Source organism: Bradyrhizobium canariense (genome assembly GCF_018130465.1).
GTDB lineage: Bacteria > Pseudomonadota > Alphaproteobacteria > Rhizobiales > Xanthobacteraceae > Bradyrhizobium > Bradyrhizobium canariense_C.
Genome location: NZ_JAFCKJ010000013.1, coordinates 89,304 through 114,656, shown reverse-complemented (window position 1 = coordinate 114,656; position 25,353 = coordinate 89,304). Strand labels below are relative to the sequence as shown.

The 25,353-nt window shown below is 63.6% G+C and carries 28 protein-coding genes and 1 tRNA gene; 12 read left to right on the top strand and 17 right to left on the bottom strand.

Annotation, left to right across the window (positions count from 1 at the left end):
- Positions 1-45 precede the first annotated feature (45 nt).
- Positions 46-1,275 carry an ABC transporter substrate-binding protein gene (locus JQ591_RS28000; protein ID WP_211399232.1) on the top strand — a complete coding sequence of 410 codons (1,230 nt, stop codon included), beginning with the start codon at positions 46-48 and terminating at the stop codon, positions 1,273-1,275.
- A 188-nt stretch (positions 1,276-1,463) separates the two neighbouring features.
- On the opposite strand, the gene JQ591_RS27995 is transcribed toward JQ591_RS28000, so the two are convergent.
- Positions 1,464-2,441 carry a TAXI family TRAP transporter solute-binding subunit gene (locus JQ591_RS27995; protein WP_211399231.1) on the bottom strand — a complete coding sequence of 326 codons (978 nt, stop codon included), beginning with the start codon at positions 2,439-2,441 and terminating at the stop codon, positions 1,464-1,466.
- 107 nt (positions 2,442-2,548) lie between these two features.
- On the opposite strand from JQ591_RS27995, the gene JQ591_RS27990 reads away from it, so the two are divergent.
- From JQ591_RS27990 to JQ591_RS27975, 4 genes are all read left to right on the top strand, one after another.
- Positions 2,549-3,526: a Bug family tripartite tricarboxylate transporter substrate binding protein gene (locus tag JQ591_RS27990; RefSeq protein ID WP_211399230.1), complete on the top strand. Its 978-nt coding sequence runs from the start codon at positions 2,549-2,551 to the stop codon at positions 3,524-3,526.
- 336 nt (positions 3,527-3,862) lie between these two features.
- Positions 3,863-3,938, top strand: a tRNA-Ile gene (locus JQ591_RS27985).
- Between the two features lie 121 nt (positions 3,939-4,059).
- Positions 4,060-4,629: a hypothetical protein gene (locus tag JQ591_RS27980; protein WP_211399229.1), complete on the top strand. Its 570-nt coding sequence runs from the start codon at positions 4,060-4,062 to the stop codon at positions 4,627-4,629.
- 143 nt (positions 4,630-4,772) lie between these two features.
- Positions 4,773-4,943: a hypothetical protein gene (locus tag JQ591_RS27975; protein ID WP_211399228.1), complete on the top strand. Its 171-nt coding sequence runs from the start codon at positions 4,773-4,775 to the stop codon at positions 4,941-4,943.
- Here the strand turns inward: JQ591_RS27975 and JQ591_RS27970 are convergent.
- The 3 genes from JQ591_RS27970 to JQ591_RS27960 all read right to left on the bottom strand — a co-directional run bounded on the left by JQ591_RS27970 (position 4,940) and on the right by JQ591_RS27960 (position 7,149).
- On the bottom strand, positions 4,940-5,314 hold the full coding sequence (locus JQ591_RS27970; RefSeq protein WP_211399303.1) for a response regulator: 375 nt from the start codon (positions 5,312-5,314) through the stop codon (positions 4,940-4,942). The genes JQ591_RS27975 and JQ591_RS27970 overlap by 4 nt on opposite strands.
- A 376-nt stretch (positions 5,315-5,690) precedes the next feature.
- Positions 5,691-6,011: a hypothetical protein gene (locus JQ591_RS27965; RefSeq protein ID WP_211399227.1), complete on the bottom strand. Its 321-nt coding sequence runs from the start codon at positions 6,009-6,011 to the stop codon at positions 5,691-5,693.
- Between the two features lie 25 nt (positions 6,012-6,036).
- Positions 6,037-7,149, bottom strand: coding sequence for a DUF1236 domain-containing protein (locus tag JQ591_RS27960; protein WP_211399226.1), 1,113 nt, complete (start codon positions 7,147-7,149; stop codon positions 6,037-6,039).
- A 184-nt stretch (positions 7,150-7,333) separates the two neighbouring features.
- Here JQ591_RS27960 and JQ591_RS27955 point away from each other — a divergent pair, with 184 nt between their 5' ends.
- Positions 7,334-7,561, top strand: a complete 228-nt coding sequence (locus tag JQ591_RS27955; RefSeq protein WP_211399225.1) for a hypothetical protein — start codon at positions 7,334-7,336, stop codon at positions 7,559-7,561.
- 281 nt (positions 7,562-7,842) lie between these two features.
- Here JQ591_RS27955 and JQ591_RS27950 read toward each other — a convergent pair whose 3' ends face one another.
- From JQ591_RS27950 to JQ591_RS27930, 5 genes are all read right to left on the bottom strand, one after another.
- Positions 7,843-8,355 (bottom strand): PRC-barrel domain-containing protein, encoded by a 513-nt coding sequence (locus JQ591_RS27950; protein ID WP_211399224.1) that lies wholly within the window; start codon positions 8,353-8,355, stop codon positions 7,843-7,845.
- Positions 8,356-8,507: 152 nt separating this feature from the next.
- Positions 8,508-9,548 (bottom strand): glycosyltransferase family 4 protein, encoded by a 1,041-nt coding sequence (locus JQ591_RS27945; RefSeq protein ID WP_211399223.1) that lies wholly within the window; start codon positions 9,546-9,548, stop codon positions 8,508-8,510.
- Between the two features lie 131 nt (positions 9,549-9,679).
- Positions 9,680-9,889 carry a hypothetical protein gene (locus tag JQ591_RS27940; protein WP_211399222.1) on the bottom strand — a complete coding sequence of 70 codons (210 nt, stop codon included), beginning with the start codon at positions 9,887-9,889 and terminating at the stop codon, positions 9,680-9,682.
- 95 nt (positions 9,890-9,984) lie between these two features.
- A complete protein-coding gene (locus JQ591_RS27935) occupies positions 9,985-10,389 on the bottom strand; it encodes a hypothetical protein (protein ID WP_211399221.1) in 405 nt (134 codons plus the stop codon).
- Positions 10,390-10,402: 13 nt separating this feature from the next.
- The gene (locus tag JQ591_RS27930) at positions 10,403-10,603 is read right to left on the bottom strand and encodes a hypothetical protein (RefSeq protein ID WP_211399220.1); all 201 of its coding nucleotides are present in this window, start codon (positions 10,601-10,603) and stop codon (positions 10,403-10,405) included.
- 295 nt (positions 10,604-10,898) lie between these two features.
- Between JQ591_RS27930 and JQ591_RS27925 the strand changes: the two genes are divergently transcribed.
- From JQ591_RS27925 to JQ591_RS27910, 4 genes are all read left to right on the top strand, one after another.
- The gene (locus JQ591_RS27925; RefSeq protein WP_211399219.1) at positions 10,899-11,309 is read left to right on the top strand and encodes a hypothetical protein; all 411 of its coding nucleotides are present in this window, start codon (positions 10,899-10,901) and stop codon (positions 11,307-11,309) included.
- A gap of 501 nt (positions 11,310-11,810) precedes the next feature.
- Positions 11,811-13,460, top strand: coding sequence for an amidohydrolase (locus JQ591_RS27920; RefSeq protein WP_211399218.1), 1,650 nt, complete (start codon positions 11,811-11,813; stop codon positions 13,458-13,460).
- 614 nt (positions 13,461-14,074) lie between these two features.
- Positions 14,075-15,205 (top strand): helix-turn-helix transcriptional regulator, encoded by a 1,131-nt coding sequence (locus JQ591_RS27915; RefSeq protein ID WP_211399217.1) that lies wholly within the window; start codon positions 14,075-14,077, stop codon positions 15,203-15,205.
- 69 nt (positions 15,206-15,274) lie between these two features.
- Entirely contained in the window at positions 15,275-15,529 is a 255-nt protein-coding gene (locus tag JQ591_RS27910) for a hypothetical protein (protein ID WP_211399312.1), read from the top strand.
- 112 nt (positions 15,530-15,641) lie between these two features.
- On the opposite strand, the gene JQ591_RS27905 is transcribed toward JQ591_RS27910, so the two are convergent.
- Positions 15,642-16,193 (bottom strand): TetR/AcrR family transcriptional regulator, encoded by a 552-nt coding sequence (locus tag JQ591_RS27905; RefSeq protein ID WP_211399216.1) that lies wholly within the window; start codon positions 16,191-16,193, stop codon positions 15,642-15,644.
- Positions 16,194-16,322: 129 nt separating this feature from the next.
- Between JQ591_RS27905 and JQ591_RS27900 the strand changes: the two genes are divergently transcribed.
- Together JQ591_RS27900 and JQ591_RS27895 are read left to right on the top strand one after the other, a co-directional pair.
- Positions 16,323-17,180, top strand: coding sequence for an oxidoreductase (locus JQ591_RS27900; RefSeq protein ID WP_211399215.1), 858 nt, complete (start codon positions 16,323-16,325; stop codon positions 17,178-17,180).
- Between the two features lie 58 nt (positions 17,181-17,238).
- A complete protein-coding gene (locus JQ591_RS27895) occupies positions 17,239-18,240 on the top strand; it encodes an NADP-dependent oxidoreductase (RefSeq protein WP_211399214.1) in 1,002 nt (333 codons plus the stop codon).
- A gap of 31 nt (positions 18,241-18,271) precedes the next feature.
- Here the strand turns inward: JQ591_RS27895 and JQ591_RS27890 are convergent, their stop codons facing one another.
- The 7 genes from JQ591_RS27890 to JQ591_RS27860 form a co-directional block, all read right to left on the bottom strand.
- A complete protein-coding gene (locus JQ591_RS27890) occupies positions 18,272-19,069 on the bottom strand; it encodes an adenylate/guanylate cyclase domain-containing protein (RefSeq protein WP_211399213.1) in 798 nt (265 codons plus the stop codon).
- 142 nt (positions 19,070-19,211) lie between these two features.
- Entirely contained in the window at positions 19,212-20,402 is a 1,191-nt protein-coding gene (locus JQ591_RS27885; protein ID WP_211399212.1) for an adenylate/guanylate cyclase domain-containing protein, read from the bottom strand.
- Between the two features lie 143 nt (positions 20,403-20,545).
- Positions 20,546-21,130, bottom strand: coding sequence for a HutD/Ves family protein (locus tag JQ591_RS27880; protein ID WP_211399211.1), 585 nt, complete (start codon positions 21,128-21,130; stop codon positions 20,546-20,548).
- A gap of 167 nt (positions 21,131-21,297) precedes the next feature.
- A complete protein-coding gene (locus JQ591_RS27875) occupies positions 21,298-22,452 on the bottom strand; it encodes an ABC transporter substrate-binding protein (RefSeq protein WP_211399210.1) in 1,155 nt (384 codons plus the stop codon).
- Between the two features lie 21 nt (positions 22,453-22,473).
- Entirely contained in the window at positions 22,474-23,319 is an 846-nt protein-coding gene (locus tag JQ591_RS27870; protein ID WP_211399209.1) for an amidohydrolase family protein, read from the bottom strand.
- A 19-nt stretch (positions 23,320-23,338) separates the two neighbouring features.
- Positions 23,339-24,181, bottom strand: coding sequence for a shikimate dehydrogenase (locus tag JQ591_RS27865; RefSeq protein ID WP_211399208.1), 843 nt, complete (start codon positions 24,179-24,181; stop codon positions 23,339-23,341).
- A 322-nt stretch (positions 24,182-24,503) separates the two neighbouring features.
- Positions 24,504-25,352, bottom strand: a complete 849-nt coding sequence (locus tag JQ591_RS27860) for an SDR family NAD(P)-dependent oxidoreductase (RefSeq protein WP_211399207.1) — start codon at positions 25,350-25,352, stop codon at positions 24,504-24,506.
- Between the last annotated feature and the right edge of the window lies 1 nt (position 25,353).

Below are 25,353 nucleotides of genomic sequence, written 5' to 3'. Positions count from 1 at the left end.
CCCGGGGCAACACCGGCCAACGCGCCGGGTCAGGGGAGGACAAGCGTGAATCCAATCAGATTTGGACTGCCGGTCGCGGCCGGCTTTGCAGCGACGTTCCTGGCGGCAACGCTGCTGCCGGGCGCCGCAATGGCGCAGGTGTCCGACGACGTCGTCAAGATCGGCGTGCTCACCGACATGAACGGTCCGGCCTCGGCGCCGACCGGCCAGGGCTCGGTGACGGCGGCGCAGATGGCGATCGACGATTTCGGCGGCATCGTGCTCGGCAAGCCGATCAGCATCGTGATCGGCGACCATCAGCTCAAGGCCGACATCGGCGGCGCCATCGCGCGGCGCTGGTTCGACGTCGACCAGGTCGATCTGATCGTCGACGTGCCGGTCTCGGCGGTCGGGCTCGCGGTGCAGAACATCGCGAATGAGAAGAAGCGGCTGTTCATCACCCACTCCACCGGCACCGCGGATTTCCACGGCAAGTTCTGCTCGCCCTATGCGATCCAGTGGGTGTTCGACACCCGCGCGCTCGCGGTCGGTACCGCGGACGCCGTGGTCAAGCGCGGCGGCGACAGCTGGTTCTTCATCACCGACGACTATGCCTTCGGCCATTCGCTGGAGCGCGACGCCTCGGCGGTGGTGACCGCCAGTGGCGGCAAGGTGCTGGGCTCGGTGCGGCCGCCCTTAGCAACGCCCGACCTCTCGTCGTTCGTGCTGCAGGCGCAGGCCTCCAAGGCCAAGATCATCGGCATTGCCGCGGGTCCCCCCAACAACATGAACGAGATCAAGACCGGCTCCGAGTTCGGCGTGTTCAAGGGCGGCCAGCAGATGGCGGCACTGCTGGCGCTGATCACCGACATCCATGGCCTGGGCCTGCAGGCCGCGCAGGGACTGTTGCTGACGACGTCGTTCTATTGGGACATGGACGACAAGACCCGCGAATGGTCGAAGCGCTACTTCGCCAAGATGAACAAGATGCCGTCGATGTGGCAGGCCGGCGTCTATTCGAGCGTGATGCACTATCTCAACGCCATCAAGGAAACCGGCACCGACGATCCGCTCAAAGTGGCGGCGAAGATGCGGGAAAAGCCGATCGAGGATTTCTTCGCCCGCAACGGCAAACTGCGCGAGGACAATCTGATGGTGCACGACCTCTGGCTGGTGCAGGTGAAGACGCCGGAGGAGAGCAAATATCCGTGGGACTATTACAAGATCCTCACGACGATCTCGGGCGACAAGGCGTTCGGCCCGCCGGACCCGGCATGCGCGATGGTGAAGAAGTGACCGGCGACGCAAGCTAGCCGCAGCGGCGGTGCACCCTCCCCCCTTGCGGGAGAGGGTGGATTCGCGAAGCGAAGCCGGGTGAGGGGTTGTCTCCGCGAGTCCAACTCGGTGTTAGGTTCGCGGAGAGATACCCCTCATCCGGCGCTTCGCGCCACCTTCTCCCGCAAGGGGAGAAGGAAGTAAGCGCCCTATTTCACCACCCCGATCTCGCGAAAATACTTCATCACACCGGGATGAATCAGCTCCGGCTTCGGCGCGGCCGCGACCGTGTTCGCGGCCGTGGTCTCGCAGGCTTGCGCGAGCTGCTTGCAGAATGTCGCCTCGACACCGTGCAGCGTCTTCGCAAGACGATAGGCGAGATCATCAGGCAAATCTTCGCGGGTCAGGACAAAACTCCAGGAGCCGAGCGAGGCGATCGGTTCGGACTGGTTCGGATAGCTGCCGGCCGGCACGGTGAGCGGCTTGAGGAACGCATGCTTGGCGCGGATGCGCGCGATGTCCTCCGCGCTCGGCGCAATGAAGCGCGCGCCTGACGCGCTCGAGGCCACCGCCGCAAAGCCGGGCCAACCGATGCCGGCGCCCCAGAGTGCTGCGACACGACCATCCTCGACCATCGCGGGGCCGTCGCCGGCGCGGTCGAGATAGATCGCCTTGAAGTCCTCGTCCTGCCTCAACCCGAGACCGTCGAGCACGTAGCGCGCCAGGATCGGCAGGCCCGAGCCTTTCGCACCGAATGCGACGGGCTGACCGACCAGATCGCGAATCGTCTTGTACGGACTGTCCGCGCGCACCACGAACATGCCGGGATTGGAATAGATCGCGGTGAGAATTTTCAACCGTACCGGCGCACGGCCGATGCCGGCAAAGGCTTCGTAGGCCGGCTCGCCCGCGACCAGAGCGAGATCGAGCTCGCCCTTCTCCAAGAGCGGAATGTTCTCGTTGCTGCCCTTGGTGTTGCGCGGAACGATGGTGGCCTGCGGATCGGCCGCGTTCATCGCTTGCGCGAAGGCGTTGCCATAGAGCGGGAAGCCGCCGCCGGGCGTCGCGGTGCCCAAGCTGATCGTCAGGCTGGGTGTCGTGGTCGAAATGGCCTTGCCTCCGGTTTGAGCAGCGGCGGGGCTCAAGAGCAGCGCCGCGCCGAGAAGAACGGTGATTGCGAATCTCATGGTCGGTCCCGGCGGGGGCGCGTCAACATCGACTTGCGACGATGTAGGCAGCGCCCCGATTTTGTGAAAGCATGCAGCCCAACGACAATAGAACAATGGGAGGCGTCATGTTGCGAATTCTGCGTAACAGTGTTTTCGGGCTGGTTTTCCTTTCAACGCTTTTCAGCGCCGCAGCTCCCGCCTCCGCCGCCGGCTATCCCGACCGTCCCGTGCACTGGATCATCGGCTTCTCCGCCGGTGGCCCGGTCGACATCGTGGCGCGGATCATGGCGGCCTGGCTGTCGGACCGTTTCGGCCAGCAATTCATCGTCGAGAACCGCGCCGGCTCCGGCGGCAACATCGCGGCCGGTGCCGCGATCAACTCCACGCCGGACGGCTACACGCTGCTGTTCGTCGCGCCCAACAACGCGATCTCGACCTCGCTCTACAAGAAGCTGCCGTTCGACTTCTTGCGCGACACCGTGCCGGTCGCGAGCATCATGCAGCTCACCAACATGCTGGTCGTCTCCAACGCGTTTCCGGCGAAGACGGTTCAGGAGTTCATCGACTACTGCAAGGCCAATCCCGGAAAAATCTCCTTTGCCTCGTCCGGCAACGGCACCTCGGTGCACATGTCGGCCGAGCTGTTCAAGGTGATGACCAAGTGCGACATGGTGCACGTGCCCTATCGCGGCTCGGCGATCGCCTTCCCCGACATCATCTCCAACAAGGTGCAGCTGATCTTCGACAACCTTCCCTCCGCGATGGAGCAGGCCAAGGGCGGCAATGTCCGCGCGCTCGGCGTGACCTCGCCGCAGCGCTGGCCGAGCGTGCCCGACGTGCCCACGATCGCCGAGACCGTGCCGGGCTTCGAATCGGTCGGCTTCTACGGCATCTCCGCGCCGAAGGGCACGCCGCCGGACGTGATCGAGATCCTCAACAACGCCGTCAACGAGGCGCTGAAGGACCCGAAGCTGGTCGCGCGCCTCGGCGAGACCGGCGGCATCCCCAAGCCGATGACGCCGGCCGAGTTCGGCAAGCTGGTCACCGACGAGACCGAGAAGTGGCGCAAAGTGGTGGAGTTCGCCGGGGTGTCGGTGGACTAGCGCTGTGGAACTGCCGCGCGCCTACGCGACATTGGAGGGGACCGGAAGACCCCTCCCAACAAAATGTGCGAAAACAACCCCATGCACAGTAGAAAGATTTAGCGATCACAAGGGGTTACAGAATCGAGAAAGCGAGCCTCCGCGGCGGCGGCTTGCTCCGTCGGGCAAAACAGGGCTATAAGGGCATTATCGCAGAATTCGGTTTTTCAAAACTATCAGGCCTTGCTGCGCCGGGCGTTTCCTTCTCCCCAGAGTCAGCATTGCACCCCCGCCTCCGCCCCTGTAAACGAACCGCGCACCGTTGCCGGCCGCTGATCCCGCGGCCGTCTCGCGGCGGGGCCTGTAGCTCAATGGTTAGAGCCGGCCGCTCATAACGGTCTGGTTGCAGGTTCGAGTCCTGCCGGGCCCACCAGCGCTGGAATGCACCCTACAGTTCGCGCCTACCTGTGAGGAAATGGTCGCGACGGTCGAATAGCTCGTTTGGTCTGCGGGCTTGTAAACTGCCGGAACCTTCTTGATAAAATCTGAGAACAATGACCTCATTTGCTCAAGCCCCCGAGAAAGAGGCACAGACGCTGCGGTGGCTGCCCTTCTTTGCCGCAATTGCCGCGGTCACGACTGCAACGCCCTTTGCGTGGGATAAGAGCCTTGGCACGTTTCAGTTTCTCATCTCACTCTACTTGCCCGCGGTGGCATTAGCTTGCGTCGGACTCTGCATCTGGGCCGGAGTCGAGAGGAAATCCCCCCGAGCTCGTTCGATAGTCATCTCGCTCGTGCTGATGCTCACGCTGATCGGCGGGACCTTCTGGGCACTGCCGCGAGTCAAGGATGAACTTCGGTTTCTAGCTTGGTCTTACGCGCACAACGACGCACTACGAGGGTTCGCGGACAAAGACTCGGTCATGCTGGCTTGGGAAAGCTGGGGAATGGCTGGTATGGAAAATGACGATTACCTCGTCTCGAACCCGAGCGATAACCTCGCTGAGGACGGTGGAGCTTCGGAGTGGCTCCGCCACGTCGGATCAAGTTGCGAAATCGTTGCTTCGAAACGGATGCGTCGTGGAATCTACGCCGTCACGACTTACAATTGTCCGCTCCAATAAGCGCCATACGGCCGTAGAGCGGAGACCATCGGGATTCAGTGTGACAGTGCACTCAATGCGAGGGCTCGAAAGCTCATGAATTAAGTGCACTGTCACCGTAGTTCGGTTGCGATGTAGATGATGTCGGAGCTTGCGAGAACACCATGGTCGATCGATCACCAAAACACGTCGAGGAACTGGACCGATTCCGCAGGCTTCACGCGGAAACGACCGATCCTTTGACTGCGCGGCTACTGCAGGACATTATAACCGAATTCGAAGCAGCTTTGGATCCGCCGGGGCAGGAGACCGGCTCGAAGGCGGGACGCGGCTAGTTCTCATGCTCCGCCAGGGCCGCTTGGATCGCTCTTTCAAGACCATTCAGTTGGAAGGGCTTGCGCAGCGTGGGTCTATTCTTGAAACCCTCGGGTTTATCGTCTTCCCCGTAGCCGCTCGCGAAAATGAACGGAACAGATCTCTTCGCGAGAATTTCCGCGACGGGAGTGCTCGTCGGTCCTCCGAGGTTGATATCGAGGATGGCGATATCGAAGCCCGGATCGTGCGCAAGCCGTAGCGCATCCTCGATACGCCCGGCCTCGGCGACCACGGCGTGTCCGAGCTCCTCGAGCATGTCGACGAGCATCATTCGGATCAAGGCTTCGTCTTCGACGAGGAAGAAAGATCGTCTGGCGCGGTTCACTTGGATCCTTGGAGAAGGTCGATGTTCCCGCAGCGGCCGTCACAACGCCCGGAGTTCACAGTGGAGGGAAACGGGTAAACAACCTCGACCGGGGTCGAGGTCGTTTACCATGGACTAGGTTTCACTCCCGGCTGGGGCTTGGGGGCAAGGGGACCGAGAGTAAGGATTCTACGCGGTGGAATGCCGATCGTTCCTTGCCGCGCGACGCAGCGCTCCCAGAGCCTCTCCGTGTGCGTGATAAGCCGGGGCGCCGCGTGAGCCGGCGGCCCAGCTGGTCGGCTGCTTGTCGATGGCAGCCGCACGGAGCCGGTCAGGCCCGGCAGACTGACCTGGTCGATCCATCCGGAAGCGCCGCCCCAGGGGGCGGCGCCAAGATCGTCGATCACCAGCGGCCGGTACCGAAGCTGAAGCCGATGCTCGGCCCGCCTCCGTAATAGCCGTATCCGCGATCGTAATAGCCCGGACCGCCGTAGGCGCCATAGCTCCTGCGCACCACGTAGTCGTCGCCGCCGCCGTAGTAACGCTGGACGTAACGGGGGCCACGGGTGCGGAAGCAGCGGCCGTACTCGTTGCAGACCAGGCGAACCTGATCGACGTTTGCCGCCTGCGCCGATCCGACCGGACTGGGATTGAGCGGAGCCGCCGAAGCCGCCGACGCCAGCATGGCGGTGCCGGCAAACGCGACGAGAGCAATAGTCCTCATGTTCGTTCTCCTTGATGTGACGAGATCAATCGATCTCTTCGATCACGCGACGTTCCTGCGGTTCGACGATGTAAGTGCGGCTATCCCGGCTGATGTACCGGTACTCCCGCAGGCTCGGTGCGTCGCGATAGACCTCCTCGGGGAAGGTCTCTACTTCTACGTCTGCCGGCAGGCGCTCACCCCTGCGGATTTCGGTGCGCACGGTGCTGCCGGTGGTCTGCCGCTCGCGCTCGACGGGACGTGCCTCAGGACGTGCCTCCGGACGCGCCTTGGCGTGCTTGCGGATTACTTCGCGATCGCGATCGCTGAACGTCACCTTACGCTGTTCGGTGCGGGCCGGCGCAGTCGCGGTCGAGCGGCCGGAGTACGGGAGGACCGCGACGATCTGGTAGCTCGACGGCTCCACAATCACGATCTCGTCCTTCACCAGCACGAAGTTGTAGCCTCTGTACTGCGGCACGACCTCGACGACTTCCGCCGGGAGCGGCTGCAAACGGACATCGCGCGGCACGGCCGTGCCCACCGACAACGAGAAGTTCACGTTGTTGAGGGGGTGCACATTCAAATGCGAAATCGACGTGCTGATCCGGGTCCGCTGCTGATCGTTGATGTTCACCGACGCATTCACGTTGGTGTTCGAGGAGCGATCGGCCGTGTTCTGCTGATTGTTTGGCTGCTGCGCCGTGTTGGTCGAACCGCTGCCCGTCGGCGACTGCGCTTGGTTGGTGCCCGAGGCAGGCGGATTGGCACTCTGCGTCTGGGTATTCGTGGTCGAAGGAGAATTGGTCTGCGCCTGGTTGGAAGGCGTCGTGGTCTGATTGGACGGCTGATTGGTCTGGGCCTGGTTGGGCGAGTTGTTCGAAGCAGGCGCCTGCGTGGTGTTGGTGCCGGTACCCGAATTAGACGGCTGGCCTGCAGCGGTCTGACCGCTCGAGGACGGCGACTGCGTCTGGGCCGAATTCGCCGAAGGATTGGCGGAAGAAGAATTGGACGACGGCGAAGAGGACGGCGTAGTGGATGTGGAATCCTGCTGACGAGTCGGCGGATTGGAGTTCGACGTGCTCGGAGAGGATTGGGCAAAAGCGGAAGTCGCGATCGCGACTGCAGCGGTCGTAGCCAAGAATAAACGCTTGTTCATCTGAACCTCCTAAATGCGGACACCGAACAACCCCGGGCGAGCCGCGGGGTTCCAGACCGGGAAAACTAGGCAATCTCGATCCAGCGAGACGGACGGGCTCTGTTGTACCGAGTAGGAACTTCGGTTGCGCGGCGTCGTTTGCGATGACTACTCACGAGTCATTTTTCACTTTGAGGAGAACACCATGAAGAAGCTTATCGTGTGCGGCGCTCTTGCCGCCTTCGCCCTCGGTACGCAGGCAGCCAGCGCCGCCGAGTTCTACATTGTGCGCGACGCCACCACCAAGAAGTGCACCATCGTTGACAGCAAGCCGACCACCACCACCACGACGGTCGTGGGCGACGGCGTCTTCAAGACGAGGGTCGAGGCGGAGTCTGCGGTCAAGACCACGAAGGTCTGCACCGAGCAGTAATAGTCGCGGCGGTCCCTAGCGCCCCGTCTAAGCGTTCTGACAGCAATTGGAGGAGAAATGCCCGTACTGATTTTATGGGCCGTTCCCGCCGTCTTGGTTGTTGGCGGCGTCGGCTATTTCCTGGTTCACATGCACTGAGCGGATGAACCCCGCACGGACGAACGGCCCGCCCAATGATTTGAGCGGGCCGTTTTTCGTTGCAGCACATCCGTACACTAGCCTCCGAGGTCACAAAAAAGGGCCCCGTAGGCGGGGCCCCAATTTGCCGAGCACTCGTCGCGCTAGTTGTAGTCCGAATATTTGAACTGGGGGAGCGCCTTCAATTGCTCCTTGTTGCCACTCATGACGGCGTGGTCGGGCACCCAATCGTTCGCAGTGCGGTTCGTCGTGGTTGTCGACGCGGCGCCGGTCGTTGTGGTGTCGCGCGACGTGGTCGATGTGCCGCTCGAGCTGGTCCGGACCGGCTCTTCAACAAACTTCAGCTTGTCCATCGAGACGGCGATGTCGTGCTCGCCCATGCCGAGGAAGCCGCCGATGCCGATAACCACCGCGTTGATCTTGCCGTTCTTGTCGACGAGCAATTCGTTGATGTCGCCGAGCTTCTCGTTCGCCTCGTTGTAGACGTTCACCCCCATCAGCTTGGAGGCACGCCAATTTCCCTTGAACGCCATCTTCGCATCGGCGGGGTGAGCGGTGGCCGCCGGCGCGCGATCGGCGGGCTGAGTGGATTGCGCGAAAGCAGCGCCGCCGATCACAGCAGTGCCGAGCAACGCGACGGCAAGAAAGCTTTTCATCGATTATCTCCTCCAACGAGAGCCGCACCGGTTTGGATGCCGGCTTCAACGCCGCGAATTACCGCTTGTTCCCGACCCGGAACGGATCGCCAAGGATTGGATAGGCAGCCGGCTTTTCCAGCACCCCACAAGCGAGCCGCGGAATTGATCTCTCACGTAAAGCGCGCTCCGCGGGCGACCAGCTCGCGATATCGGGTCTCGTAATCGTTCGCCATCCGGCTTGCGACGAAGCGCTCCTCGAACCGGGCGCGGACCACTCGTCTGTCCAGCCGGCGCAATTCTTTCACCGCTCTGATCGCCTGCTCCTCACCGTCGACGATGAAGCCGGTGACGCCGTCCTCCACGACTTCCGGCACCGAACCTGATCGGTAGGCGATCACGGGCGTCCCGCACGCCATCGCCTCGATCATGACAAGACCGAACGGTTCGGGCCAACCGATCGGAAACAGCAGGCCCGCTGCGTTGGCGAGAAACGGCTGCTTCTTCGCGTCGTCGACCTCGCCGACGAGCTGAACCGTCTGGCCATCGATGATCGGCTCGAGCTTGTTCTTGAAGTAGGCCGTCTCTGCGCGAGGGATCTTGGCGGCCATGCGCAGCGGCATCCGGGCCGCGCGCGCGATTCGTATGGCGTCCTCCGGACCCTTGTCCGCCGTCAGCCGCCCCAGAAAGGCCAGGTACGAACCTGGTTCGTAGGAGGGCCTAAACATATCCTTGGGCAGTCCGTGCTGGATCGTCGCGATCCAGTTCGCTTCCGGAAGCGGCCGACGCTGGTCGGCGGAAATCGAGACGAATGGAGCGTCCGCAAAGGCACCGATTACCTGGGGCAGGCCGGGCAGATCGAGCCGACCGTGCATCGTCGTCAGGAAAGGCACGCCGGTCCGGCTCAGCACCGGAAGAGGCAACCAGTCGACGTGGGAGTGGATCACGTCGAAGTCGCGCGCGCGCTCGGCGATGGCCTCGATCAGAAGCGCGCAGGCGGCGTTCGGATCCGCACCCTTCCGCCCCAGGCGCAACGCGCGCGGCCACACCGCGTGGAGCTTTCCCTTCGTCTTCGAGTCCCCGCTTGCGAACAGGGTGACGTCGTGCCCGGATTCGACCAGTTCGTCCACCAGCCAGGCGATCACACGCTCGGTGCCTCCGTAGAGCTTTGGAGGTACGCTCTCGGCCAAGGGAGCGAGCTGGGCAATCCGCATCGGCTAGGCCCCGAACACGGACCGCAGGACCGCCACGATCCCAGCGGAAATGAGGGATGAAATCGCAAGCAGCGTCCAATTGGGCCTCGTGCTTCCGCGGGCCACGCGCGCTGCGAGCGTCTTCACGATCGTCAACATTCGTCTGGAGGAAGCCGCTGCAGGTAGGCTATCCCGAAGCCAGCGAGTTCTTCGGTATCGCTCTCTCGCGCTTCCGACCTGCTGTGGAGGTGGCGCTCCAGAAGGCAGCGCCGGCTGTCGTGCGCATCGACCTCGGGGTGCCGCGCCCGATACACCGTCCAGGCGGCCTCCGTGGCGTTCTTCAAGACGACTTCGTCGACCATACTTACTCTCTCCGGAGACCGAACCCAGTCGCTGCCAACTCAAGGCAATCTGGAAAGTTTCCAGTTTTTCCCGGAAATAGACGAAAGGAGGTGAGTCAGGATGCTTTGGCACGCACCCGCGCACGTGCCGCACGGCGGCGCTGCAGGCGGTGGCTTCGGCCTGACCTTCTGGTTGCGAGGGGTGCTGGCGTCGGCGCTGCGGCCGTCGACTCAGCCGCTGGCGCTTCGCGTGCCGTTTCTGGCTCGGGGCGCTTGGCTTCCATGAACTCGAGGACCGAGCGCCCTTTGTCGGTGATGCGCCAGCCGCCGTCCAGCCGCTCGATCAGCGCCTGCGAGAAGATGTCGAGATTGGCGACGCGCGCCGCCAAGCGCCTGGTCCGCTCGGCCCAATCCGGTCCGCTCGTCGCCAGGATCGCCATGTCGCGCTTGAGGTCTGCCATGACGGCGAATCCGTCGGGATAACTCACCAGGATCTTGAGCACTGTGACCTGGAAATTCACCCACCACGCTCCGCTATCGCCCCATGCTCGGGGCTCGATGGAGCGCCTCGCGACCGACCTGCTTCAGGCTCTCCGGCGTGACATCGCCCTTCGCGGCGGCTTCCAGAATTCTTGAAGCGACATGGGTCCGAGCACCGGTTTCGAAACGCGAAACCTTTTCACAGACCTCGTCGAGTACGGCGCGCAAAAGCGCGGTCGTGGCCGGATCGAACATGGGAACCCCAACCCTACAAGAGATAGCCTACCGCAAAGACGTATTCCGGTGGAATCAACATTGTTAATGCTCGGCGACATCGGGCGGATGTTCGGGGCGATCTGCTGAAACCTTTCGCGCCGCAGCGCGGGCCGAACCCGACGCCGCCCGCGGAGTTGTGGTTCGAACTCGACGCTGTCGAGCGACGCTGCCCCCGGCGGCGAGGATCATTGCCCGCTCGCCGCGGGGTGCAGCTGCAACTATTGCCTGTTTTTCCCGTTGTCGACAGGGCGCGAGCAATGTGAAAGGAATCTCGATGAAGAAGATCGCGATGTCGGCGCTGCTGGTCGGCGCTCTTGGTCTGCCCTCGGTGGCCGTCACGTCTCCTGCAGAAGCCCACTGGCGTGGGGGCTGGGGACCGGGCATCGCCGGCGGCCTGTTGGCCGGCGCTGTGATCGGCGGGCTTGCCTCGTCGGCGTATGGATGGGGACCTGGTTATGGCTACTACGGTGGCCCGGGCTACTATGGAGCGGGCGATTACGGCGGACCCTATGCCTACGACTACGGGTATGACGAGCCGTATCGCTGGGGCGGCGGGTACGCCACCACGACCTACTACACGGCGCCCGTGTCCTACGGCTACCGTCGAGTCGTGCGACCTGCATACGCCTATTACCGCGGATCCTACCCGGTCGTTCGGCACCGCTGGCATCGCCACCACTGGTGAGAGCGGTCCGTCTGAACGCAACGAAGGCCGCGCACCCGAAGGCGAGGCCTTTTCCGCTTACCGCAATCCACCGGAAAACGGGTCGTGCCGTTCTAAGGCAAGGCGTCGTTCGGGCGCTCTCGTCGCCGACCTCGTCGAGCGCTTTGGATGCGGGCGCGCCTGTGAGGCGATGCGTCCGGGCGGTTTTTTCTTAACCTCGGGCTACGCGTGGCGCAGCCGCGCGGAGAACGAGGGCGAAGCGTGGTGTCCGGCGAAGCGTGAACGAAGTGAGAGCGAAGACGGACGAACTGCTGCGAAGCGGGCGAAGGCGGGCTGTAAAATCAATTGCTTGAGCCGTTACCCAATTTTCCGGTGGACCGGCTGATTTTGTTGGAGCCAGACATGGTCAGGATCACGATACTCCCCGTTGCGACACGCGATGTCCGCGAGCGCATCCAGCGGCGGATGTGTGGCGCCGATCCTGCCTCTCTCCCTCCGGCCTCTCTCATTTCGGGACTGACTATGCGCAAGCTTCTGGCGATCTTGGTGATCTCGTGCTGGGCCAGTTTGGCTTACGCACAAAAGGCCGACCTCATTGTCACGAACGCGAAGCTCGTGACGCTGGATCCGGCATCGACGATCGCGCAGGCTCTCGCAGTCCGCGACGGCAGGATCGTTGCAGTTGGCGGCAACGATGCCATGGAAGGCCTGATCGGGCCCGCGACGCGCCGTGTCGACGCAGGTGGACGCACAGTCATTCCGGGATTGATCGATTCCCATATTCACGCAGTGCGCGCCGGCCTCACCTACGCAACCGAGGTCAACTGGATCGGCGCAAAGACGATTCCCGAGGCCATGGAACGCTTGCGCCAGGCGGCAACAGCCCGCCCGGCGTCCTGGATCATCGTAGCCGGTGGCTGGAGCGAATTGCAATTTGCGGAGAAGCGGCGGCCAACGCTCGCCGAGGTGATGTCGGCCGTTCCCGACAATCCGGCTTACATCCAGCTGTTCTATTCGGCGGTGCTGATGACGCCAAAAGCGCAGCAAGCCCTCGGGATGTTCGCGGATCAGTTGCCGGCCGGTATCACGACTGAGCGCGCCGCATCGGGCGACGCCACGGGCTGGCTCAACGGCTCCATTGTCAGCATCTCCGCGCTGTTCGATCGGCTGCCGAGGCCGAATTTCGAAGAGAATGTCGCCGGGACCCGGCAGTTCTTCACGGAGCTCAATCGTCTTGGCGTGACCGGGATCGTGGATCCCGGCGGCTTCAGCATTTATCCCAGCCACTACGCCGCCTTGCAAAAGCTCTGGCGTGACAAATCACTTTCGGTTCGGGTTGCCTTCAACCTGTTCGCCCAGAATGTCGGCGCGGAATTCGAGGAGTACAAGACTCTCACGCCGTTCCTGCCGATGGGATTCGGCGACGACATGCTGCGGTTCAACGGGATCGGCGAGCGGATCACCGGCGCCATGTACAACAACAATGCGCCCGACGCGGCCGCCAAGGACAAGTTCCGCGAGATCATTCGCTGGGCCGCCAAACAAGGGCTGACGGTCACCATCCACTGGCAGGAAGACAAATCCGTCCATCACCTCCTGGACCTCTATGACGAGGTCAACAAGGAGACGCCGCTCGCGCCGTTGCGCTGGTCCATCGCCCATCTCGACAACACCTCGCCCCAAACGCTGGCGCGCATGAAAGCCCTTGGCGTTGGCTGGACCATGCAGGACGCGATGTATCTCGGGGGCGACCGTATCGTGGCACAGGCCGGCGAAGCTTCGCGCAGCATGCCACCCATCGTCACGGCGTTGCGCATGGGGGTCCATGTCGGGGCCGGCACGGATGCGCATCGGGTCGCATCCTACAATCCGTTCGTGGCGCTGCAATGGATGCTCGACGGCAAGACCGTCGGCGGACTCTCGACGCGCGGCCCGGACGAAACACCCAGCCGCGAAGATGCCTTGCGCCTCTACACCGTGGGAAGCGCGTGGTTCTGCTTCGACGAGACGCGGCGCGGCACGCTGGAGACCGGCAAGCTCGCCGACTTCGCGATTCTCGATCGGGATTTCATGTCCGTCCCCGTCGAGCAAATTGGCGCCACGGCGTCTCTGCTGACGGTCGTGGGCGGCAAGGTCGTCTACGCAGCGGATGCTTTCTCGAGCGCAAAATAGGAGCTGGAGGCCTGAAGGCGAGCTCTTCCGCCCTGCGGGCTACGCGCGGCGCAGCCGCGCGGAGAACGAGGGGCGACGCGTGGTGTCCGGCGCAGCCTGAACGAGGTGAGAGCAGAGGCGGACGAACCGCTGCGCGCGAGCGAACCCGCCCCATCGCCGGCCACCGCAAGAACCAAATCGCCGATCCGGCGTTATCCCCGCGCTATGGAGCCGTTTCGCGGAGGTCTCACGATGGAAGACCAGAATCGGACGACCCTGGTTTTGAGTGCTATCGCCCTCGCCGTTGCCATTGTGGTTGCATCCACGATCACGATGGAGCGCGTCAACATGCCTGCGGTCAGCAACGACGCAGCTCCCGGAACAGTCGGCCTCGCCAGGCCGCACCCACCGCTGGACCGTGCGGCCGGTGAGCCGATCCAGACGGTAGGCGGCCCGTCCAGCGCGAGTACTCGCGGGCGTCCGTGACCGAACGAGCCGCCTTGGCGGGTTCGACGGCTGATGAAATAAGCAGCACTATGACTGCAATCCCAGAGCATCCCGATGTCCCACTGGTCGGTTGATGCGATTGCCCCGTTGCATCAATATCGCGGTCAGTCGAACGAGGGATGTCGGGAATGGTCGATCCGGAACTTTTGTCGCAGCTGATCGGCGATATCTACGACGCGGCGCTCGACCCCAGCTTGTGGGTGGGCGTTCTCGAGCAGGCGACGCAATTCATCGGCGGAACCGCGGCTGGGATTTACTGGAAGGACATCACCGTCCAGGGTGAGCTTCACTACGTTTTCAATGTCGAACCGTCCAGCGTGGACGCGTATTTCGATAAATACATCCGCCTCGATCCGAGTTTGACGGCTCAATTCTTTTTCAAGGTTGGGGAGATCTACAACACGACCAACGTCTTGCCTTATGACGAGTTCGTCGAGACGACTTTCTACAAGGAGTGGGTCAAGCCGAACGGGTGGGCCGATCATTTGGCTGCCACGCTCGACAAGACCGCGACGTGCTTCGCTCAGTTCGGCGTATTCCGGAGCGAGCGCCAAGGGCTTGCCGACGACAATATGCGGCAGCGCATGCATCTGCTGGTTCCCCACGTGCGCCGCGCGGTGCTGATCGGCAATGTCATCGACCTTCAGAAGGAAAAGGCCGGAAGTCTATCGGATGCGCTCGACGGGCTCCACGCCAGCGTTTTTCTGCTGGACAAACATTGTCATATCGCATTCTCCAACATAGCCGCGCAAACGCTGCTCGACGATGCGACGATCTTGCGAACCGTCAAAAATAATCTGATCGCCGTGGACCCGCATGCCGCGCAGGTATTGCGCAATGTTGTCGCCGCCGCGAGCGATGGCGATGGTGCCGTCGGCGCGGATGGTGTTGCCATTCCGCTCTCCAGCAAGCCTGGGCAGAATTGGGTCGCTGATATCCTGCCGCTGACGTCGGGGGTGCGTCGTCAAGCCGGGGGCCTTCACTCTGCGGTCGCTGCCGTCTTCATCCGGAAGGTATCAATGGCGGCGCCTTACCCGACCGAAGTGGCGGCGCGACAATTCCAACTCACGCCGAGCGAAGTGCGGGTGCTTGATGCGATGCTGAAAGTGAGCGGAGTATCTGAGATAGCGGAGGCGCTTGGCATCGGCGAGTCCACCGTGAAAACTCACCTCCAGAATATCTTTGGAAAGACCGGGGCGCGCCGTCAGGCTGACCTGATCAAGCTCGTTGCGGCACTTGCCAGACCGTTTCCCGAGTAAGCGAGGACGAAAAATGTTGCTGCCACTGGTCGCGCCTTCCGAAGACGACGGCAGCATGAAGCTGCCGTCATGTCAGAAGATGGCATTGACGAAAATGGCAACGTCGTCGGCGTCCATTTCGACTATGGACTACCCCCCTTGCCGAGGTCAGCCTATACAAGGCGCCCACCACCCCTCTCACGGCAGGAGACTTTCATAGTCAGTGAAAAAGGCCCGAACATCAAGAAGAAGCAGAAATGCAAGAATTGCGAAGGCAAAGGCTTGCTCAAGAAGGGCGACAAGGTGGTGAAGTGCCAGCGCTGCAAGGGCACGGGGGTGCGGTGATGTTGAGGTGATGACCTCTCTGATGCCAATGCAAAGGCGCCAGGGATTGCGGTGACGGTGCACTCAATGAGTCCGATCGCTTTCGCGGACCGAATACTCATTGAGTGCGCCGTCAGCCCGCCAGCGAATTCCGCGTCGCGCGAAGGATATCGTCCGACAGCTTGGGATCGTTCACGGCCCGGGCGAGCACGAGGGCTCCCACCATTGCGGCGGCGGCAGCGAGCGCCTTGTCCTCGCGCTGGCGTGGCTTCAGCGTCGACGCCATCCGGCTGCTCAGCAGGGCGATCGTGCCGCGCACGCCGGCGGTGAAACGCGCCCTCACGCCTGAGCTTTGGCGTGACACCTCGCAAGCCAAAGCGGCAAACGGGCAGCCGCTTGCCGGCTCGTCGCGATGCGCCGGCGAGAGGTATTGCGAAACATAGTCCTCGAGTTCAAACACCTCGGGCAATTCCTGGCCTTTGGCCTTGATCGCATAGGCCACCGCTTCCTCGACCAGCCGCTCCTTGGAGCCGAACTGGCTGTACAGGCTGCCGTGCGTCATCCCGGCCGCTTCCGCGAGCGCGTCGACACCGACGCCGGCGATGCCGCGCTCCCGCAGCAGGCGGGAGGCGGTCTCGAGGATATGCTCGCGATTTTTGGCGGCCTGTTCCTTTGAGACGCGCATGGGACCGATCCTCGGACACCCGGGCTTTGGGCACGGGGCTTGACTTTTACATTATGATCGTCATGTATATCAATAGTTACGATCGTAATCAAACTATTTCAGGCCCGGTGGTGGCGTCGGAGAGGCATTATGAACAGGATTACACCGAAGATCGCGCTAGTGACTGGCGCCTCCTCAGGCATCGGCCAGGCCACGGCGGAGCGGCTCGCGACTGCCGGCTACAAGGTGTTCGGCACCAGCAGGCGCGGCGCACAGCCGGGCAAGCAGGCGTTCGAGATGCTGGCCCTCGACGTCACCAGCGATGCATCGGTGGAAGCCGCCGTCGGCGAGGTGATCCGGCGCGAGGGCCGCATCGACCTGCTGGTGAACAACGCCGGCTTCGGCGTCGCGCCTGCCGGCGCGGAAGAGAGCTCGATCGAGCAGGCGCGCGCGATTTTCGAGACGAACTTCTTCGGCCTGGTCCGGATGACGCGCGCCGTCGTGCCGCACATGCGGCGCCAGGGAGGCGGCCGCATCATCAATATCGGCTCGGTGCTTGGCTTTCTGCCGATGCCTTATGGCGCGCTCTATGCCGCGACCAAGCACGCGGTGGCAGGCTATTCGGAATCGCTCGACCATGAACTGCGCACGCGGGGCATCCGGGTCTCCGTGATCGAGCCCGCCTACACCAAGACGCCGTTCGACGCGAACTTCATGGAGCCCGATGCCACGCTCGAGGAATATCGCGAGGCCCGTGCGGGCGTGACCAAGAGGGTGAACGAGGTGATGGCGACGGCCGACAAGCCCGGCGTCGTGGCCGAGACCGTGCTGAAGGCCGCGAGCGCGGCGCGCCCGCAACTCAAATACGCGGCCGGCAGCCTCGCCAAGCGCCTGCGATTTCTGCGCAGGTTTGCGCCCGCTGGCCTGGTGGATGCCGGGATCCGAAAGGACCTGCGGCTTGATACGCCGCCGACGTCGCAGCCCGGCCGCACAGCGCGGGCTTTCTGACGGCGTGCGACCGGCCGCAAGCTTGCCATTGCGAAGAACCTTCGGACCGAGAGGAAAAATGAGAGCCCTCATCTTCAAGCGCTACGGCAAGCCGGACCAGATCGCGTTGGCCGACATCCCCCGGCCGACGCCCAGGCCGAACGAAATCCTGGTCCAGGTTCACGCCGCGGGCTTGAACCCGATCGACAACATGATTCCGAAAGGAACGTTCAAGCCCATCCTCAAGTTTCAGCTGCCGGCCACGCTGGGCAGCGATCTGGCGGGCGTCGTCGTCGAGGTCGGGAGCCGCGTGACGCGCTTCAAGCCGGGCGATGCCGTCTTCGCCAGCATCTTCGACCTCGGGACCGGCGCCCTCGCCGAATTCGCGATCGTGCCGGAGGATGCCGCCGCGCTCAAGCCGGCAAACCTGGACTTCGTGCAGGCGGCCTCGATCCCGATGGTCGGCCTGACATCGTGGCAAGCGCTCAGGGAGCGCATAGGTCTCAAGCCCGGTGAAAAGGTGTTCATTCCCGCGGGTGCCGGCGGGATCGGCACGTTCGCGATCCAGCTCGCGAAATATCTCGGAGCAAAAGTGGGGACGACGACCAGCACTGGAAATATCGATCTGGTGCGCAGCCTCGGGGCTGACGAAGTGGTCGACTACAAGACACAGCAATTCGAGGAGGTGCTGCGGGACTACGACGCGGTGCTGGGCACGGTCAGGGGCGATGCGCTCGAGACATCGTTTCGGATCCTGAAGCCGGGGAGCAGGATTGCCTCGCTCATCGGGCCCCCGGACGCCGCGTTCGCGCGCGCCCGCGGGATGAACTTCGTCATGGCGTTCGTGTTCGGATTGCTGAGCCGCAAGATCATTCGCCACGCCGGCAGAATCGGCGCCTCATATTCGTTCCTGTTCGTGCACCCGGACGGCACGCAACTCGCCGAGATCGGCGAGCTTCTCGAGGCCGGACGCATCCGGCCGGTGATCGACAAGGTCTATCCGTTCGAACAGGCGAAGGAAGCGCTGGCGTATCTCGAAAAGGGACGGGCCAAGGGGAAGGTCGTCGTCCAGATGAGATGACGGCGTCGATACGGGCCCTCGCGCAATCGCCTCAGCCCTCCACCCGCCACAACCGCCACCGCTCCGGTACGCCCTTGAGCTGGTGCACGCCGTGATCCCTGAAGCGGATCTCGGACTTCGGCGCCAGCAGCTCCTTGACCGCGCTGGAGACCAGAACTTCGCCGGCGCGCGCCTTTGCGGCGACGCGGGTGCCGATGTGGAAGGCGAGGCCGACCGCCTCAGTGCCGCTCACGGTGTATTCGCCGGCATGCAGACCCACCCTGATCTCGAGGCCGAGCGTGCGCACAGCCTTCTGGATCGCGGCCGCGCAACTGATGCCGGCAGCCGGCGTCTTGAACGTCGCCAGCACGCCGTCGCCCGTGGTCGTGACTTCCTTGCCGCGCGAACTCTTCAGCTCCTTGCGGACCGCCGCATAATAGTGGCCCATGATCTTGGTCCAGCGGGCATCGCCGAGCTTTGCGGCTTTTGCCGTGGAGCCGACGATATCGACGATCAGGATCGTGGCGAGGGCTCGCTTGAGCTCGGTGCTGCCTGCGGCTGGCCGGCGCCGGAGCACGATCGCGCCAGCCAGCGGTTCATAGCGATGGTTGCGGCGCCGCGCGATCGCGGCCTTGGCGTAATCCTGGGCACGCTGCGCGCTGCCGAAGCGAATTGTCTTCTCCTGCGGCAGACGCGTCCAGTAGACCTTTCGTCCGTCACCCGCGCCCTGAACCTCCACGGCGCCCCATTTCAGGAGGATCGCCGTGCCAACGCGCCGGACACACCACGCCTTCGACGTGTAACCCGATACGTTCGACTGATGGAGTCCGATGCGGAGGAATTTTGGCATGAACGTGCGGCCGATCGATGAAGCGCTTGGGCTATCGAACGCAAAGCGTAGTTGCACATTCTCGCGTTGGCAACAGCACAAGCCTCGGTCGATAAACGTGCCTCTGGCGAGGGCCCCAGCCGACGGGCCCGCAGCCTGCACCTCAGCCGCGATACGCAAACAGCTCGATCGGCTCGCTGAAGCCGCGCACCCCGTGCTCGCCCACGCGCTCAAGATCGAACTGGCCGCCGACGAGATCGGCGAAGTCGCGCGACAGCAGCACCGTCTTTCCCAATTGCTTGGTCAAGGCTTCGAGGCGCGAGGCCATGTTGACGGCGGGGCCGATCACGGTGAAGTCGAGTCGGGTGGACGATCCGATATTGCCGTACATGACGTCGCCGACATGGACGCCGATGCCGTAGTTCAGCGGCGCGCGGCCGGTCCCGTTGTTGCGCGCGTTCAACGCGATCATGGCCTGACGGGCCTCGGTCACGGCATGCAGCAGGTTTGCGCAGGCGTTCGGCTCGCTCAGCGGGAAGATGGCGAGCAGGCCATCACCGATGAATTTCAGGATCTCGCCGCCATGCCGCGCGATCGGCTCGGACATCGCGTCGAAATAGTCGTTGAGCAGATCGATGACGTCGTCGCGCGGCCAGTTGTCGGAAATCTTGGTGAACTCGCGCAGATCGCAGATCATGATGGCGGCGCGCACCGTCGTGCCGGTGCCGCGCCGTGTGGCGCCGGCCAGGATGAGCTCGCCGGCATGGGAGCCGACATAGGTCTCGAGCAGCGTCCGCGCCAGCCGGTTCTTGATGCGGATCTCGCTGACCAGCGCCAGCACCGGCAATATGTTCTTGAGGCCGGCGACATGCGTGTCGTCGAAACCGCCGGGCCGATCGGTCGCGAAGGTGACGAGATGGCGCTTGCCGAGCGTGTGATAGAGCGGCCAGGCCACATAGTCGGTCAGGCCCTTCGCGCGCATCTCGTCGTAAAGGGCGTGCTTGCGGCCGAGCGAGGGGTCCCGTTCGAGATTCTCCCGCACCTCGGTCGCGCCCTCGAACATTTCGTTGGCGGGACTGCCGATGTATTCGGACCGCTCGCGGACGTCATAGTCAACCCGTGAAATCTCCGCCTCGCGCATGCCATCGGACCACATGAAGCGGGCCCCGAGCCATTGCGGGTGCTGGATCAGCACGTGAAGCGTCGACCGCGCCAGCGGGATGCCGGCCTGCTGGAGCCGAATGCACATCTCGGCAAAGATATTGTCGATGAAGCGCTCGTCGCGCGTGCTGGTGGTCAACCAGTCGACGACGCCGTCGGACAGCGTGGCGGATTTTTTGTCTGGCGCGGTCATATCTGCCCGTTCATATCGCGGCCGTCCATATCGTGCTTTGGGCGGCGGTCTGCGTCAGGGCAGATATCGTGCTCCGGCTCCGCGGCGTCAACCTAGCCATTTGCACGGATTGTGCGCATCGCCCTGGTGGGCAGGAACGCTGTTCAGCCGACGATCTGGATAGACCCCAGCACAGCCAGCCCCGAGACGAGCGCAAGCGTCGTCGCTCCGGTCAGTTCGACCTTCAACGTATTTTCGTGCGAAATCGCAAAATCCGTGCCGTCGAGACGGATGCTGCAGTCGCCGCACGCCGCATAGACCAGATGCGTGCCGGCGGACAATCGCCGCTCGCCGGGCTCCCTGAGCGCTTCGAGCTCGATCGCGACCGCACCGCGCCGGCCCATCAAATTCACGACCTCGACCGGGCCGGCCTCGAGCTCAGTCACGATCTCCATCTCGCCGGTGAAGCGCACGGTCGTAAACGGCTCGCGCTCGTCGAATTCCCCCGTGGGCGACTTCAGCACCAGCCCGCGTCCATTGACGACCATCTGCAAGCGGTCGATGCCGGGCATATGGGAGAACGGAGCTGGCGCCACGATCGGTGTGGAAGCAAAGCGCCACAGCAGGCTGTCCCAATCCTTCACCGTGGAATCAGCGCGATGAGCATCCGCGATATCGGTAAAGATGCCGCCACCGTTCTTCCAGGGCGAGCGGGTGTAGTTTTCGGATTTGAGCAGCGTGGTTTTCATGTTCTGGAGGCCGTCCGGGAGACACAAGGTGGGGCAGATCTCAGTCGCATATCATGCGGACAGGATCGTACCCGGGTTGGAGCGAAGTGCAATCCGGCACCTCTCTCGTGCTGGGACAGAGACCCGGATTTCGCTGCGCTCCATCCGGGCTACGCGCTACCCATCCCTCACTCGCCCTTGCCGGCCTTCAGCTTCGGCAGCGTCTCGACGATCTTCTGCTTGCCGTCGACGATCTCGGCGAGGAAGCTGGCGCGATCGATGTCGCCGTTCTGGTCCCAGCTTGCTTCCATCAGCATGCCAGGGGCCTTGTCGGGCGTCAGCGTCAGGCCCTTCATCGCGGCGCCAAAGGCCTTGCTGTCGAACTTGCCGATCTTCTCGGTGACGTATTTGACGAGATAGACGGCGGTGTAGCCCTTGATGCCGTTATGGTCGGGCCGGTACTTAAAGCGCTCGCTGAACTTCCTGGTGAAGTCCTCGATCGCCGGCACCGGTGCATCGGCGGAAAGGCCGACATGGCCGCGCACGCCGTTCGCGGCGGGACCGGCGAGCTCGACCACCTTCTGGCTGAGCAGCGTGGTCTCGCCGAACAATGGCGTCGCGAGACCCTGCCGCTTCGCCTCGATCAGGAAGCGGGCGCTTTCCTCCTCGTTGGTGTAGACGAAGACGGCGTCGGCCTTGGCGCCCTTGAGCTTGATCACGTCGGAGCCGAAATCGACCTGGCCCTGCTCGGTGGAGATGTCGGCCGCGATCTCGATGTTGCGCGCCTTCATCTCCTTCGCAAAATTGTCGTGGCCGCCCTTGCCGAAATCGTTGTTGACCCAGACCAGCGCAACCGTCTTCACCTTGAGCTTGTCGTGCAGGTAGTTGGCGATCTTCGGCATCGAGAATTGCTGGCCGAAGGCGGTACGGAACACCCAGGGGTTTCCCTGCGTGGTGATGTCGGCGGCCTCGGCGCCGACGATCTGCGGGATCTCGGCGGCTTGCGTCAGTGCCATGTTGACCTTGACCGAGCCGGAATAGATCGGCCCGAGCACGACATAGGGATCCCTGTCCAAAACCTTCTGCACCTGCGCACGCGAGACGCCGGGGTTGCTCTGGGTGTCCAGATGATCGGTCTGGATCTTTCGACCCAGAATGCCGCCGGCATTGTTGATTTCGTCAATGGCGAGCGCGACGCCGTCGCGCCAGTTGGTGCCCGACACCGCGCCGGGGCCGGAGAGCTCGATGACGTCGGGCATGTAGACCGTGCTCTGCGCCTGCGCGCCACTTGCGCATAGCGCTGCCGCGATCGCCATGACGACCGTCCCTGCAAGGTGCCTCATGATGTCTCCTCCCTTTTGTTGTTATGCTTGATCTGCCGCGCCGTCGAAGCCGAGCAGCTTTGCCGGCGTTTGCCAGAGCAGGCGGTGCTGGTCGCCGGGATCCGGGAACAGTTTCGTCAGCACCGCGAGCAGCGGCCCGTAGTCGAGCCGTTCGGATGCGCGCAGGAACGGATAGTCCGAGCCCCAGACGCAGCGATCGAGCGTGAAGGCTTCGACCAGCGCGGCGATGAACGGCCAGGTGTCCTCGTAGGGATGCGGCTGCTGCGAGAACTTGTAATAGCCGGAAAGCTTGATATGCGCGTCGCGCTCGCGACCGATCGCGAGCAGCGCCCGGAAGGCTTTGCCCCCCACGCCCTGCGCGACCGAGGGACGGCCGCAATGGTCGAACACCAGGCGCACATTTGATTTTTCAATGAGCGGCAGCAGCTCGAGCAGCTGGTCCTGCTCGACCTGGATCTGAAGGAACAGGCCGAGGCTGGTCAGCTTCTCCAGCAGCGGCGCCGTGTCGCGATAATAGTCGGCGCCGTGGAACGGCACGTTGAAGGCGACGCCGATCACGCCGGCCGCTTTCAATCGTTCGAGCTCGCTGATGCCGACGTCGTTCTCGACGACGGCGACACCCCGAAAGCGGCCGCCGCCCTGCCTCAAGGTGTCGAGAAGGATGCGGCTGTCGCTGCCGTAACCGGTGTTGGTGGCGACCACCAGCGCGTGCCTGACGTCGAAGGCGTCGAACACGCGGATGAGCTGCGCCGCTGGCGCGATCTCCTGCCCGCTCGGATGATATGGCGTGTCGGCCCCGTAGGGAAAGCGAACGGGATCGATGGCATGGACGTGGCAGTCGATCCTGGGGGACGCCGGCAGTGTCATGGCGCAGAACTCCCCAATGTCAGAACGTCGCCTCGATCGCCTTGGTCAGCTCGGGCGTCACGTCCGGCATGACACCGAACCAGGCCTTGAAGGCGAGCCGGGCCTGGTTGAGCAGCAGGCCGAGCCCGTTCACCGTGACGCAGCCGCGCGCGCGGGCCTCGGCCAGGAACGGCGTCTCCAGCGGGGTATAGATGAGATCGGCGGTGAGCGTTTCGGGCCTCAGCCGCGACAGGTCGATCTCGAGCGCACTCTTGCCGACCATGCCGCGATCGGTGCAGTTGACGAGAAGGGCGACATCGCCAAGCGCGGCGCCCCGTGCATCCCAGGCAACCGTGCGGATGGCGGCGCCGAAGTCGTTTGCAAGGGCCTGCGCCTTCTCAGGCGTACGATTGGAGATGCGGATTTCGCGCGCCCCGTTCTCGAGCAGCGCCACCACGACCGCGCGTGACGCGCCGCCGGCGCCCAGCAGCAGCACCGGCCCGGCATCTCCGCGCCAGTCGGGCTTGGCATCGCGCAGGCTCTGGACAAAGCCGTTGCCGTCGTTGTTGAAGCCGGAGAGCGTGCCGTCGTCTTCGACCACGATGGTGTTGACGGCGCCGATGCGCTTGGCGGTCTCGTTGACGCGGTCGAGCTTCGGCATTGCCGATTGCTTGTGCGGCATGGTGACGTTGCAGCCGCGAAAGCCGAGCGCGACAAGTCCGCGAAGCGCATCCTCCAGCCGCTCCGGCTTGACCGCAAGCGGCACATAGGCGCCGCGGATGCCGTGCGCCTTCAGCCAGTAATTGTGAATGACGGGCGAGCGCGAATGCGCGACCGGGAGTCCAATGACACCCGCGAGCCCAAATCCGTCCGCCAGCGACATGCTGCGCTTCCTCCTCAACCCCGCCTTTCGGCGTCCGACCATTTTATTTGGTCGTTTGTACAAATTCATTAGAGGGAATGGCTATCGCGCGCAATCTGAATCTGGGGACCCCGCGGGCCCCAAATCGCGCCGTCGTCCTGGCGAAAGCCAGGACCCATTAGCCCAGGGAGAAGTTGTGGTGCGAAGGGGTAACTGCGAGTTCCCGTAACCACATCCCGGCGGTGGTTATGGGTCCTGGCTTTCGCCAGGACGACGCTGAAGGGGCATCGTACTTCCAAGCACTCGCCGCGGTCGTAGCCCGGTCACGCAGGGACTGCTCCAATCACATCCCGCTGAGCCCGCTATCGACCGCAAGCGTCTGCGCGGTGACGTAGACGCTCTCGTCCGAGAGGAAGAACAGCACGGCATAGGCGATTTCCCAGGCGGTGGCCTGGCGGCCGAAAGGGACGTGGCCCTTGCCACGCGAGGGGCGACCGGCGCCGGCCTCGCGGCCGTTGGGGGTGTCGACGAGACCGGGATAGACGAGGTTGGCGCGGATGCCGCGGCGCGATCCGAGATGGGCGATGTTGCGCATCAGGCCGCCGAGCGCGGCTTTCGATGAATCATACACCGCCATCTGCGAGCCGGCCTTCAGTGCGGCGATCGAGGATATGAACACGATGGCGCCGCCATTGTCGAACTTCGGCATCGCGGCGCGACAGCAGAGCATCGGGCCGCGGACGTTGACGTCGTAGATCCTGTTCCACTCCTCGGGGCTGACGGCATCGAGCCCGAATTTGCCGAAGGTGCCGATGTTGAGCACCATGCCGTCGAGCCCGCCCATGGCGCGATGGGCCTCTTCGATCATGCGCACGACGTCTGCCTCCGACGTGACGTCGGCGGCAATCGCAAAGCCCTCTCCGCCTTCGTCGGTGATGCGCTTGACGGTATGCTCGGCCGAGGTTCGGTTGAGATCCGCGACCGCGACCTTCGCGCCCTCGCGGGCGCAAAGAATGCTCATGGCGCGGCCGTTGCCGATCGGATCGGTGGCGGCGTCGAACACGCGCTGGCCACCGCCGACGATCAGGATGCGGCGGCCCCTCAGGCGCCCCCTGCCCGGCGCTTCGCCGAGCGATTCCGCGCTCGGCGGGCGGACATAGCGGTCCGGCCTGGTCTCGGAATTTTCAGACATG